Origin of the sequence: Methylobacterium platani (assembly GCF_001653715.1) — a bacterium.
Taxonomy (GTDB): Bacteria; Pseudomonadota; Alphaproteobacteria; order Rhizobiales; family Beijerinckiaceae; genus Methylobacterium; species Methylobacterium platani.
Window position 1 is genome coordinate 222163 of record NZ_LWHQ01000010.1, and the last position, 11840, is coordinate 234002.

General features: G+C 71.7%; 12 protein-coding genes. 4 read left to right on the forward strand and 8 right to left on the reverse strand.

What is annotated here, in order from left to right:
- Window positions 1-221 precede the first annotated feature (221 nt).
- Complete coding sequence (locus A5481_RS05600; RefSeq protein ID WP_048434219.1) at window positions 222-995, reverse strand: ComF family protein; 774 nt, start codon at window positions 993-995, stop codon at window positions 222-224.
- Between the two features lie 91 nt (window positions 996-1086).
- Complete coding sequence (locus A5481_RS05605) at window positions 1087-1854, reverse strand: restriction endonuclease (protein WP_048434220.1); 768 nt, start codon at window positions 1852-1854, stop codon at window positions 1087-1089.
- Between the two features lie 252 nt (window positions 1855-2106).
- Here A5481_RS05605 and A5481_RS05610 point away from each other — a divergent pair, with 252 nt between their 5' ends.
- Window positions 2107-2928, forward strand: a complete 822-nt coding sequence (locus A5481_RS05610) for a DUF1194 domain-containing protein (protein WP_048434221.1) — start codon at window positions 2107-2109, stop codon at window positions 2926-2928.
- Between the two features lie 76 nt (window positions 2929-3004).
- On the opposite strand, the gene A5481_RS05615 is transcribed toward A5481_RS05610, so the two are convergent.
- Both A5481_RS05615 and A5481_RS05620 read right to left on the reverse strand, forming a co-directional pair.
- The gene (locus A5481_RS05615) at window positions 3005-3436 is read right to left on the reverse strand and encodes a Ros/MucR family transcriptional regulator (protein ID WP_048434222.1); all 432 of its coding nucleotides are present in this window, start codon (window positions 3434-3436) and stop codon (window positions 3005-3007) included.
- A 656-nt stretch (window positions 3437-4092) separates the two neighbouring features.
- Window positions 4093-5127: an adenylate/guanylate cyclase domain-containing protein gene (locus A5481_RS05620; protein WP_425339738.1), complete on the reverse strand. Its 1035-nt coding sequence runs from the start codon at window positions 5125-5127 to the stop codon at window positions 4093-4095.
- A gap of 333 nt (window positions 5128-5460) precedes the next feature.
- Here A5481_RS05620 and A5481_RS05625 point away from each other — a divergent pair, with 333 nt between their 5' ends.
- Window positions 5461-5694 carry a hypothetical protein gene (locus tag A5481_RS05625; RefSeq protein WP_048434223.1) on the forward strand — a complete coding sequence of 78 codons (234 nt, stop codon included), beginning with the start codon at window positions 5461-5463 and terminating at the stop codon, window positions 5692-5694.
- Window positions 5695-5739: 45 nt separating this feature from the next.
- Here A5481_RS05625 and lanM read toward each other — a convergent pair whose 3' ends face one another.
- Both lanM and A5481_RS05635 read right to left on the reverse strand, forming a co-directional pair.
- Window positions 5740-6141: a lanmodulin LanM gene (lanM, locus tag A5481_RS05630; protein ID WP_053082380.1), complete on the reverse strand. Its 402-nt coding sequence runs from the start codon at window positions 6139-6141 to the stop codon at window positions 5740-5742.
- A 163-nt stretch (window positions 6142-6304) separates the two neighbouring features.
- Window positions 6305-7627, reverse strand: a complete 1323-nt coding sequence (locus A5481_RS05635; RefSeq protein WP_048434225.1) for a hemolysin family protein — start codon at window positions 7625-7627, stop codon at window positions 6305-6307.
- Between the two features lie 291 nt (window positions 7628-7918).
- Between A5481_RS05635 and purH the strand changes: the two genes are divergently transcribed.
- Entirely contained in the window at window positions 7919-9520 is a 1602-nt protein-coding gene (gene purH, locus A5481_RS05640; RefSeq protein WP_048434226.1) for a bifunctional phosphoribosylaminoimidazolecarboxamide formyltransferase/IMP cyclohydrolase, read from the forward strand.
- A gap of 172 nt (window positions 9521-9692) precedes the next feature.
- A complete protein-coding gene (locus A5481_RS05645) occupies window positions 9693-10976 on the forward strand; it encodes a DUF3422 family protein (RefSeq protein WP_048434227.1) in 1284 nt (427 codons plus the stop codon).
- Window positions 10977-11007: 31 nt separating this feature from the next.
- Here the strand turns inward: A5481_RS05645 and A5481_RS05650 are convergent, their stop codons facing one another.
- Window positions 11008-11517 (reverse strand): GNAT family N-acetyltransferase, encoded by a 510-nt coding sequence (locus A5481_RS05650; protein ID WP_048434228.1) that lies wholly within the window; start codon window positions 11515-11517, stop codon window positions 11008-11010.
- Window positions 11518-11520: 3 nt separating this feature from the next.
- A complete protein-coding gene (locus A5481_RS05655) occupies window positions 11521-11814 on the reverse strand; it encodes a type II toxin-antitoxin system TacA family antitoxin (RefSeq protein WP_048434229.1) in 294 nt (97 codons plus the stop codon).
- Between the last annotated feature and the right edge of the window lie 26 nt (window positions 11815-11840).

An 11840-nucleotide genomic window follows, 5' to 3' on the forward strand; every position in this document is an offset into this window, starting at 1 on the left:
TCGTGTCGTGGACCGTGCGCGAGCACGATCGATCCGTTCATCCACTTCGTTCACAACGGATATCACGAGGGACGGCGTCCCTGCAGCCGCGAGAAGATCGATAACTATCTGAGAGCCGCCGCCTATCGCGGCAGACGGGAGGCCAGGTAGTCGGTCGACCCTTGCGCTGCCGGCGATGCGAGGACAAGCGGCGCCTCCGCAGCGCCCGCACTCCCCGGGGCTCAACCGGTGCCGTCGCGCCCGTCGCTCACCACGCGGGCGAAGACCAGCACGTCGACCGCCGCCGCCCCGCCGCGCAGGAGCGCCCGGGCGGCGGCGTTCGCCGTCGCGCCCGTGGTCAGCACGTCGTCGACGAGGAGGACCCGCTTGCCGAGGAGCCGGGGACGGGCCGCGTCCGGCACCCGGAAGGCGCCCTGCAGGTTCTCGGCCCGGGCGGCGCGGCTCAAGCCGACCTGCTGGCGGGTGCGCTTGACCCGGGCCAGCAGCTCCGGCGCCACGGCGACGGCGCTGCCGCGGGTCGCGGCCCGGGCGAGCAGGGCGGCCTGGTTGAAGCGCCGCCACCACAACCGCCAGCGCCAGAGCGGCACCGGCACCGCCAGGTCGGCCTCGGCCAGGAGTTCGGCGCCCGCCCGCGCCATCATCGTCCCGAGAGCGCCGGCGAGGTCGAGGCGGTCCTCGTATTTCAGCCGCTGCACCAGCCGCCGCGCCGTGGCGTCGTAGCGCGCCACCGCCCGGGCGCGGGCATAGACCGGCGGATCGGCGAGTGCCGAGGGCGACAGCAGGCCCGGACTCCCGAGATCGACCGAGAACGGCGTGCCGAGCCGCTCGCAATAGGGCCGCTCGATGAAGCGCATCCCGCTCCAGCAGCCGGCGCAGAGCGCGTGCGGCACGGCCGTCGCGGCGCCGCAGCCGATGCAGCTCGGCGGATAGACCAGCCCGACGAGGCCGCGCACGGCGAGGCCCGGCACTCCGGCGAGTCGGCGCGGATCGATCATGGCGGTCTGCGTTCCCGTATCGGAGGAGGGGCCGGCTCTCGACTGTGCCGCGCTTCCGCGCTCACCCGCCAGTCGATTCGTCGGCCGCGGCTCAGCGTCCCCGCCCGCCCGACGGCCCGCCGAGCTCCGCCAGCGCGTCGTGGTGCAGCAGCAGCACGTCGGTCGCCGCCGCCAGCTTGCGCGCCGCGGGCGTGAACCCGGCATTCGAGACCACGGCGGCCCAGTCGGCGTGCCAGTAGCTGCGTGCCGCGACCACCTCCTGCACCGCGCCGTTGCCGACCGGCTTCGCGTAGCGCTTGCACTGCACGACCAGCCGCACCCCGTCGCGCTCCGCCACCACGTCGGCGCCCTGGTCGCCCGCGGCCTTCGTGGTGCGCGCCTCCCAGCCGGCCCGCTCGAGCAGGGCGGCGCAGTAGCGCTCGTAGGCGAGCCCGTCCTCCGGCAGCGCCGCGCCCTCGTCCGGCGCCGCGACGCTCACGGAGGCCGCCTCGACGATGGACAGGATCTCGTCCCAGCGCGCCGCGATCAGGTCGCCGTAGCCCTCCGCCTCGAGCCGCGGCGCCACCGTCCGCTCGGCGAAGTAGCGGCGCTCCCGCAGCCAGCCGTCGAGGATCTCGTTGCCGTAGGGATCGACGTAGCTCTCCTGCCGGCGGCGGAGCGCCAGCGTTTCGCGATGCCGGCGGGCGAGGGCCCGGACCCGGCGCCGGAAGCGGCCGCCGCGCCCGAGCCGGTGCAGGACGAGCACGACCACCACCAGGCCGGCGACGGCGAGCGCCCTGGGCCCGAACCACAGGCTCGCCGCGCCGCCGGCCACGACGGGCCAGAACACGCGGTCGGCGAGGCTGGAGGGACGGGGCATCGTGAAAACCCTCGGCGCCGCGCAGGGCGCGCGGCCGGACGGTGCGGAGTGTCGTGGGTGCGGGTTGTCCCCAGCCTAAGGCACCGCCTGTCCCGGGATTCATCCACAGCAGAACGCGCCGGCGAACGCGCGTCCGCCCTCACGCGAGCGTGTCGAGGCAAGGCCTTCGCGGCGCTTGCGTTCGGGACGCCGGGCAGCCGATCCTGCGGCGTCGCCGGAGCCCGGAGCGGGCCGGCGCACGGGAGTGCCCGGATGAGATCACGCATCGTCGCGCTTCTCGCCTGCCTGCTGGCCGCCACGGCGGCCGGGCCTCCCGTCCGGGCCGGGGACGGGCCGGTCGAGGTCGACGTCGCCCTGGTGCTCGCCGTCGACGTCTCCCTGTCGATGACCGGCGACGAGCAGGCGGTGCAGCGGGAGGGCTACGTCGAGGCGTTCCGCAACCCGGCGGTCCATCAGGCGATCCGCCAGGGCATGGTCGGGCGCATCGCCGTCACCTATGTCGAGTGGGCCGGCGTCGGCAACCAGCGGGTCGTGGTGCCCTGGACGCTGATCGCCGGGCCCGAGGAGGCGACCGGCTTCGCCGAGAGGCTGGGCCAGAGCCCGCCCCGCCGCTCGACCTGGACCTCGATCGCCAGCGCCATCGACTTCTCCGCCGGGCTGCTCGCGGGCAGCGGCTTCGAGGCGACGCGGCGGGTGATCGACGTCTCGGGCGACGGCCCGAACAACCAGGGCCGGTCGGTGACCAAGGCCCGGGACGATGCCGTCGGCCAGGGGATCGTCATCAACGGCCTGCCGCTGATGATCCGCGAGCCGAGCGGGCCCTGGGACATCAAGGACCTCGACCTCTACTACCGCGACTGCGTCATCGGCGGCAGCGGCAGCTTCATGGTGCCGGTGCGCGAGCGCGACCAGTTCGCCGCCGCGATCCGCACCAAGATCATCCGCGAGGTGGCGGGGCGGGAGGTCGGCCCGGGGATCGACCCCTCGCAGGCCGGCCCGCTGCTGCGGCGGGTCCAGGGCGAGCCCCGGGCCAACTGCCTCATCGGCGAGCGCCCGAACCCCGACTGGGATTAGGGCCCTCCAAAAATTCCACTTCAGCGTGTATTTTCATGAGCCACTGCGGCTCACGGCCGGAGCGGCTCCCGGCCGGTCAGCTCTCGGAGCCGCGGAGAGACTTGCGCCGCTGCTGCCCCAGCCCCATGGTCTTCGCCAGTTCCGAGCGCGCCGCCGCGTAGTTCGGCGCCACCATCGGATAGTCCGGCGACAGGTTCCAGCGCGCCCGATATTCCTCGGGTGACAGGCCGTAGCGCGTGCGCAGATGGCGCTTCAGCGACTTGAACTTCTTGCCGTCCTCGAGGCAGACGAGATAATCCGGCATGATCGACTTCTTGATCGGCACGGCCGGGGTCAGCGGCGCGGCCTGCTCGATCGCGGCACCGCTGCCGAGGCCGCCCAAAGCGGAATGGACCGAGGCGATCAGGGCCGGCAGATCGGCGACCGGGACCGAATTGTTGCTCACGAAAGCCGCCACGATATCGGCAGCCAGCCCGATGTGGCTCGTCGACGCCTCACTCTCACTCATCACGTCGGCCCTCTGTTCAGGGTAGATCCGTAAGACGCTTGGACATTCCCGCCTCAGGATTCTGATGCCGCAGGGCTGGCCTGTCTTTGCTTAACGCTGCAACTATGATGTCGGCGCGGGAACCGCAAGAGGAAAAACAAGCTAATCTCGCCTGCGGTCAAGCGGCGGCCGAAAATCTTGCTCGAAGCGGTTCAAGGATCGGTTGTGCTGCGTTCACCCTTGGCGGAGGGGGACTCCACCTCGTTCGGGGGAGGGACGGCGGGGCCGTCCTCTTTGGCTTATGTCTCGCAGCGCTGACAGCACCTTTCGGACGAAGCAAAGAACACATTACGTTCATGCGGACGAACGCGCAGCAGCCCACATGCGGACGGCAGCAACCGTGAGATGGTATGATGCTGGCCGATGATGATCGGGGCATAAACTACGTCGCGATTCCATCACGCGCGACCCGATCGACCGATCGCGACGAGCATGACCGGCCACGCTCGACCGTCCGCCGCGGCGGCGGCGGGCTTCCCGCTCGTGAATGCTGGGCGCTGAATACGCTGCGCTGCGCGAAAAGCGACGCTCCTGCGGCGCGGACGGCGCCGAGGACTGGACCGCGGCGCAACTGACCTAGAGGAAGGAGACCGAATGCCGATGGCGGCCGGGCGCGGTCAGGCCGCCGCGCGGCCGCCCTGCGGCAGGTGCTCGAGGGCGGCGACCGCCAGGACCTGGTCGCGCCCGCGCACGGCGTGCTCGCCGAGCGGCCGGGCCCGGACGCCGTCGGGCAGGCGCGGCAGCTTGGCGAGCAGGTCGCCGGAGATCAGCACCGGGGCGTCGAGGGTCCGGCACAGCGCCTCCAGCCGCGCGGTCACGTTCACGGCATCGCCGAAATACGCGATCTTGTGGCGGTCGACCCCGACCTCGGCGGTCACCACCGGGCCGCCATGCAGGGCGGCGCGGATGCGCGGCGTCTCGCCGAAGCGCTCCTCCCAGGCCGCCGCGTCCCGCGCCAGGGTCTCCTGGATCGCCAGCACGCAGGCGACGCAGCGGGCGCCTTGCAGGCCGCGGGCCATCGGCCAGGTGATCATCGCCATGTCGCCGATGAAGTCGTCGGTCGAGCCCTGGCAGCGCCGCACCGGCTCGGCGAGGGTGGCGAAGACCGCGCCGAGGAAGGCCTGGGTCTTCAGGGCGCCGTGCGTCTCGGCATAGGCGGTCGAGCCGACGACGTCGACGAACAGGAAGATGCGCTCCTCCTCGACCGGGCGGTGATAGCGCCCGACCAGGAGGTTGACGAACACCTCGGCGCCGATGAGGTCGCGCATCCGCACCACGAAGACCAGCAGCGCCGAGACCGCGAGCGCGTAGACCAGCACCCGGAGCGAGGGCACCACCGCCTCGCCGAAGGGCTCGGGGCTGAGCCCGGTGCTCCACACGACGACGCCGCCGGCGGCGTGGCCGAGCGTGATCATGCCGACATAGGCGAGTTCGGCGATCGGGACGTAAAGAAAGGTCGGCAGGCGGCGCAGGCGCGCCTGCAATCGCGGCAGCAGGGTGCCGCGCTCCATCATGAGCGCGCAGGCGCCGATGAACAGGCCGTGGATCGCCGCCACCAGCGGGATGCCGTTCTGGAACAGCGCGTCGTAGAGCAGGCCCGCCCCGGCGCTGAGGGCGAGGATGCCGATCCAGAACCAGGCGTGCTGGGGCAGGGGCAGACGGGCAGCCCGCAGGAGCGCGACGAGACGTGCCGGAAGGCCGGCTGGCGCCGCCTCCCCCGATGGGCTGCGGTCGAGGGGGCCGGCTGCGGGCACGGTGACGATCTCCTGCGGCCGGCGCGGCTCGGGTCCGGCCCGCGGCGTGGCGACAGTTCAGCCGCGATTCGCGCCGTTTTGAGGGCACCGCACCATCAAAGTCCGGCAAAGTCCCGGGGCGCGCGATCGCCCGTCGCGGCCCGTCGCCCGCGGCGCGGCGAAGACTGCGGAACCGTCGGCTTGACTATGGCGTTCTCAGCACGATTGAACGCTCAAGCCTGGAGACCTTCGATGTCCTTCCGCCTCGCCACCCTCGCGACGCTCGCGGCTCTCGTCACCGTTCCGGCTCTCGCCGAGGACGTGACGGTGATCCGGCGGGATTCCGCCCCGGTGGAGCGCAGCACGGTGATCGAGAAGCGCTCGGTCGAGTCGACCGGCTCGGTCGGCGGCTGCGAGACCAAGACCGTGAAGAAGACCAACGAGTACGGCGACAGCAAGACCGTCCACAGCGAGCGCTGCGACTGACCTCGTGACGAGGCGGCCCTGGGGGCCGCCCCGTCTGGACGGCGCTTACTTCAGCAGGCGCGCCAGGGCCTTGCCGGCCGGCGTGCGCAGCTCCTTGGCGTCGAGGGTGCCGTCGTTGTCCGGATCGGCGGCCTTGAAGCGGGCCTCGACCAGGGCGAGGTACTCGTCCTTGGTGAGCGTGCCGTCGTTGTCCGGGTCGGCGGCCTTCAGGTCCTTGCGGCTGACGCGGCCCTGCAGCTCCTTGGTGTCGAGGGTGCCGTCGGCATCCTTCTCGAGCTTGTCGAACACCGCGCCGGCGGCGGCCTTGGCCTCGGCGAGGTCGATCGTGCCGTCCGAATCGGTGTCGACCGCCGCGATGGTGCGGTCGCCCTTCGGCTTGGCCTCGGCCGAGGCCGGCAGGGCGAGGGGCGCGACCAGCAGGGCGGCGAGCAGGAGGGTGCGGTTCATGGCCATGGGTGCGAGGCTCCTTCGCTGAGGGCGGGACCGCCGGAACGGCGGCCCGGGATAATCTGGCAGGCCGATACGTAACCGTACGGCGAGGGTTTGCAAGGCCGATTCACGCAGGGGAAGGTCGGGATATCCGGCCGGTATCCCGCGCCGGGCGCGACGGTCAGGCCTCGACCCGCTCGGCCAGGATCTTGTCGACCCGGCGTCCATCCATGTCGACGACCTCGAAGCGCCAGCCGCTGCGCTCGAATCCGTCGCCGGCCGCCGGGATGCGGCCGAGCTGGAAGATCACGAAGCCGGCAAGCGTCGAGAAGTCGTCGGTATCGGGCCGCTCGGTGAGGCCGAGGCGCTCGAACGCCTCGACCGCCGGCATCATCCCGTCGATCAGCAGCGAGCCGTCCTGGCGCTCGACCACCATCGGCTCATCGTCGTCGGTCTCCGGGATGTCGCCGGCGATCGCCTCGAGGAGGTCGGTCTGGGTGACGATGCCCTCCAGGCTGCCGTACTCGTCGACGACGATCGCCATCCGGACCGGCTTGGCCTTGAAGGTCTCGAGCACCCGCAGGATCGGCATCGCCTCGTGGACGACGATCGGCTCGCGGATGATCGCGTCGAGGGTGATCGGCGCCCCGTCGAGGAGCTGGTTGAGCACGTCCTGCTTGCGCAGCACGCCGACGATCTCGTGGATCTCGCCCCGGCTCGCCACCAGCTGCTCGTGGCGGCAGGCGCGGATCGTCTCCAGCACCGCCTCGCGGGGATCCTCGACGTCGATCCAGTCGACCTCGTGGCGCGGCGTCATGATGTCCCGCACCCGCCGCTCGCCGATGCCGAAGATGCGCTGCACCGCCGCCTGCTGCGCCTCCTGGATCAGGCCGGCCTCCTGGCTGGCCGCGACCAGCAGCGACAATTCGGCGGTGGAGTGCAGCGAGCCCTCGCCGGAGCCCGGCTGCAGCCCGCACAGCCGCAGCACGCCGTTGCCGAGCCCGTTGAGGAACGAGATCGCCGGGCGGAAGACCAGCAGGAACAGCCGCAGCGGCCGCACGATGGCGAGCGCCGTGCGCTCGCTGCGCTGCAGCGCCAGGCTCTTGGGCGCCAGCTCGCCGAGCACGATGTGCAGCGAGGTGATGACCACGAAGGAGAACACCACCGCGACCGCGTGGGCGCCGGCCGTGCTCGCCCCCTGCGGCAGGAAGGCCAGCAGCGGCTCGATCAGGTGGGCGAGCGCCGGTTCGCCGACCCAGCCCAGCGCCAGGGACGAGATGGTGATGCCGAGCTGCGTCGCGGCGAGGTGCGAATCGAGGCTGTCGACCGCCCGCTGCAGGGCGCCCGCATGGGCCCGCTTCTCGGCCACGAGCTCCTGGACCCGGCTGCGCCGGACCGCCACCAGGGCGAACTCGGCCGCGACGAAGAACCCGTTCGCGAAGACCAGGAACACGATGGCGAACAGGCCGAGGCCCGTCCCCCAGGGACTGTCGGAGAAAATCACCGCCTCCCGTGGCGCGACCGGCCGCTCCCGGGGTGGGAAGCGGCCGGCCTCCTCATAGCAAGTCTGCCCCCCGGAGCCTATCCGTCAGAAAGCGTGAGCGTGCGATCCTCCACGGCCGATGCCGTGGGGGAAGCCGTGCGGGGCGGTGCGGGACCGGCGGTTTCTCCCGCGCCGCAACATCTGGCCTCGACCGGCGGTTTCTGCTAGGCGCGCCCGAAGATCCTGCGCCGGCTCGGGGAATTCCCCGCGATTCGCCCGGCCGCGCCCCACGACCGAAAGACCCGGATCCCCATGGCGAGCGACCTTTCCCGCATCTCCCGTGCGCTCCTCTCCGTCTCCGACAAGACCGGGCTGGTGGAGTTCGCTCGCGCGCTCGCCGCCCGCGGCGTCACCCTGGTCTCGACCGGCGGCACCCACCGGACGCTCCGCGACGCGGGCCTGCCGGTGACCGAGGTCTCCGACCTCACGGGCTTTCCCGAGATGATGGACGGCCGGGTCAAGACCCTGCATCCGGGCGTGCATGGCGGCCTGCTCGCCATCCGCGACAACCCCGAGCACCAGGCCGCCATGCTGGCCCACGGCATCGCGGCGATCGACCTCCTCGTCGTCAACCTCTATCCCTTCGAGGCGACGCTCGCCGCCGGCAAGCCCGCGGACGAGTGCATCGAGAACATCGACATCGGCGGCCCGGCGATGATCCGCGCCGCGGCCAAGAACCACGAGGACGTCGCGGTGGTGGTCGACGTCGCCGATTACGCGACGGTGCTCGCCGACCTCGACGCCCATGACGGCGCCGTGACCCGGGCGACCCGGCGGCGGCTCGCCCAGAAGGCCTATGCCCGCACCGCCTCCTACGACGCGGCGATCGCGACCTGGCTCGCCGGCGAGATCGACGCGGCGCCGGACGGCCAGACCTTCCGGGCCTTGGGCGGCACGCTGGCGCAGGGCCTGCGCTACGGCGAGAACCCGCACATGAAGGCCGCGTTCTACCGCACCGCCGGCGCGGCCCGGCCGGGCGTGGCCACCGCGCGCCAGCTCCAGGGCAAGGAGCTGTCCTACAACAACCTCAACGACACCGATGCCGCCTACGAGGCGGTGAGCGAGTTCGATCCCGTCCGCACGGCGGCGGTCGTCGTCGTCAAGCACGCCAATCCCTGCGGCGTCGCGGAAGGGGGGAGCCTGCTCGAGGCCTACGAGCGGGCGCTGCGCTGCGATCCGGTCTCGGCCTTCGGCGGCATCGTCGCGCTGAACCGCACCCTCGACGCCGAGGCGGCGCGCAGGATCGTCGAGATCTTCACGGAGGTGATCATCGCGCCCGACGCCACCGAGGAGGCGGTCGCGATCGTCGCCGCCAAGAAGAACCTGCGCCTGCTGACCGCCGGCGGCATCGCCGATCCGCGTGCCCCCGGCCAGGCCTGGCGCACGGTGGCGGGCGGCTTCCTGGTGCAGGACCGCGACAACGCCGTCGTCGACGACATGCCGCTCAAGGTCGTGACGAAGCGCGCGCCGACCGAGGCCGAGCTGTCGGATCTCCGCTTCGCCTTCCGGGTCGCCAAGCACGTCAAGTCGAACGCGATCGTCTACGCGCGCGACGGCGCGACCGTCGGCATCGGCGCCGGGCAGATGTCGCGGGTCGATTCCTCGCGGATCGCCGCCTGGAAGGCGGCGGAAGCCGCCAAGGCCGCCGGCCTGCCGGAGAGCCTCGCCCGCGGCGCGGTCGTCGCCTCCGACGCCTTCTTCCCCTTCGCCGACGGCCTGCTCGCCGCGGCCGAGGCCGGCGCCACGGCGGTGATCCAGCCCGGCGGGTCGATGCGCGACGACGAGGTGATCCGCGCCGCCGACGAGGCCGGCCTCGCCATGGTGCTCACCGGCCACCGCCACTTCCGGCACTGAAGCGACCGGGCCGCTGCGGCGGCCCGTTGCGGCACTGAAGCGACCGGGCCGCCGCAGCGGCCGGTTGCGGCACCGACGAGACCGGGCGGTCCGCTCGGCGACCGGCCCGTTGACCCGCGGGCCCGCCTCGGTCAAGCCAGACGGAGCTTGACGAGAGGCGGGACCCAAGAGGATGCGGCTGGACGAACACCCCCTGCGGGCGCGGGTGCTGGCGGAGGTTCATGCCCGGCCGTTCACCCCGGTAAAGACGCCCCGCCGCTTCCTGCACTACGCCTTCCTGACCGACGGCGACGCCGCCGCGTCCGACCGCGACGCGCTCGAGGCCTATTGCACGGGCCTCGGCCATCCCGGCCCGGCGCCGGGGGCCAAGCAGCACCGGGTGGTGTTCTCGGGCGCGATCCTGCGCTGGGAGAGCCACAGCGAATTCACCACCTACACGTGGGAGTTCGGCGATTCCCAGGCCCACGCCTTCCAGCCCCAGCCCGACGCGCTCGAGGGCGCGATGGGGGAGGTGGCCCAGCCCGGCCCGCTCCTCGTCGCCGTCGACCTGCACCTCCTGCCGGCGGTGGAGGGCGGGCTGCCGCCGGAGATCGTCTCGACCTTCAACGCCGCCTCCCTCGCCATGGCCGAGGCCGAGAGCGGCGCCGCGGTGATCGCGACGGACTTCCAGCCCGACCCGCACGGCTACGTCCGCGTCGTGGTGGCCGACCGGCGGCTCAGCCGGCTCGGCGCCGGCGCCCTGGTGCAGCGTCTGCTCGAGATCGAGACCTACCGCACCCTCGCGCTCCTCGGCCTGCCGGAGGCGCAGAGCCTCGGTCCGACGATCCGGCGGATCGAGACCGAGCTGCCGACCCTGATGGAGGCGATGCGCACCAGCGAGGGCTTCTCGGAGAATCACGCCCTGCTCGACCGGCTGATCGCGCTCGCCGCGGAGCTCGAAGCCGGCTCCTCGCGCACGATGTTCCGCTTCGGCGCGACGCGCGCCTACGACGAGCTGGTGCGCCTGCGCCTCTCGGCGGCGGGGGAGCACGCGGTGTCCGGCCAGACCAGCTGGTCGATGTTCCTCGCCCGGCGCTACAACCCGGCGATCCGCACCTGCCTCGTCATCGCCGATCGCCAGGACCTGCTCTCGCGCCGCCTCGCCCGCGCCGCCCAGATGCTGCGCACCCGGGTCGACATCGAATTGGAGCGCCAGAACCAGGCCCAGCTCCAGGCGATGAACGACCGGGTGCGGCTGCAGCTGCGCCTGCAGCAGACCGTCGAAGGCCTCTCGGTCGCGGCCATCACCTACTACGTCGCGAGCCTCGTCCACCACGTGCTGGAGGGCGTGCACCACGCCGGCGTACCGGTGGACGCGACCGTCGGGACCGCTCTGGCGGTGCCGCTGGTGCTGGTGGGCGTGTGGTGGACGGTGCGGCGGATCCGGCGGATGCACGCGGAGCCGGGCGGGCATTGAGGAGACCGGCCGATACGCACGTCGGAGTACATCACGTCCGAGGGGCCGTGAACGAAGCGGCGATGTCGGCGATCGAACGGACGAGTTCGTGTTCGCTGTTCCGCGTAGCGACGAATCCCCATCGCTGCCAGAATGCCACGGCCTCGTCGTCCACCGCGTGAACCATGACCGCACGTCCGCCGACGAGTGCCGCCGCCTTCACGCAACGCCCGAGCGCGTGTTTGAGTAGGCCTTTGCCGATGCCGCGCCCTGCCCAACCGGTATCTGTTGCAAGCTGGCCCAGCAGCAGGCACGGCACCGGATCGGGTGGCTGCCCGGTTCTGATCGCGCGAGGCAGAATGTCCGGAACGACGGCCGTCGGCGCCAGCCCATAATAACCGATAACCCGACGGGCCTCGTGCACGACCATCACTGCCGTGAAGCCCTTTTCCTGGTTGGACAGCGCCCGTGTCTTGAGCCAGCGATCGAGAGCCGGCTTGCCGCACGAGAACGCCGCGGTCTCATGCGACGCGCAGAGCGGTTCGGGCGCGGACAGGGCCACGTATCAGCCCTCGTCGTCTTGGTTTTCCCAAGGCGCACGGTGTTTGGCGATCTCGACGATTTCAGGCACCACAGTGGCGGGCGCTGAAATAATACTCATGAATTCCGCGAACGCATCGGGGCTGAGGCGAATCAGGCGTTGGTCCATCAGCACTTCTTCAGCTGTAAGAACGGCGGCCTCACGGACGAAGTCGGTGCGGGATCTGCCGCGCAGGCTGGCAGCGCGGTCGATCAACGCCAGATCGGCCTCTGGCAGGCGCATCGAGATCGGATGATCCTTCCGGGCATTGGCGGGCATGGCACCTCTCCTGCGCAGGAAGGTAG

What these genes read in the sequence shown, in the direction of transcription:
- A5481_RS05615 (WP_048434222.1), bottom strand. Translation starts at nt 3,436, where the DNA reads ATGAGTGAGAGTGAGGCGTCGACGAGCCACATCGGGCTGGCTGCCGAT.
- A5481_RS05645 (WP_048434227.1), top strand. Translation starts at nt 9,693, where the DNA reads ATGCGGCTGGACGAACACCCCCTGCGGGCGCGGGTGCTGGCGGAGGTT.
- A5481_RS05600 (WP_048434219.1), bottom strand. Translation starts at nt 995, where the DNA reads ATGATCGATCCGCGCCGACTCGCCGGAGTGCCGGGCCTCGCCGTGCGC.
- A5481_RS05625 (WP_048434223.1), top strand. Translation starts at nt 5,461, where the DNA reads ATGTCCTTCCGCCTCGCCACCCTCGCGACGCTCGCGGCTCTCGTCACC.
- purH (WP_048434226.1), top strand. Translation starts at nt 7,919, where the DNA reads ATGGCGAGCGACCTTTCCCGCATCTCCCGTGCGCTCCTCTCCGTCTCC.
- lanM (WP_053082380.1), bottom strand. Translation starts at nt 6,141, where the DNA reads ATGAACCGCACCCTCCTGCTCGCCGCCCTGCTGGTCGCGCCCCTCGCC.
- A5481_RS05610 (WP_048434221.1), top strand. Translation starts at nt 2,107, where the DNA reads ATGAGATCACGCATCGTCGCGCTTCTCGCCTGCCTGCTGGCCGCCACG.
- A5481_RS05605 (WP_048434220.1), bottom strand. Translation starts at nt 1,854, where the DNA reads ATGCCCCGTCCCTCCAGCCTCGCCGACCGCGTGTTCTGGCCCGTCGTG.
- A5481_RS05655 (WP_048434229.1), bottom strand. Translation starts at nt 11,814, where the DNA reads ATGCCCGCCAATGCCCGGAAGGATCATCCGATCTCGATGCGCCTGCCA.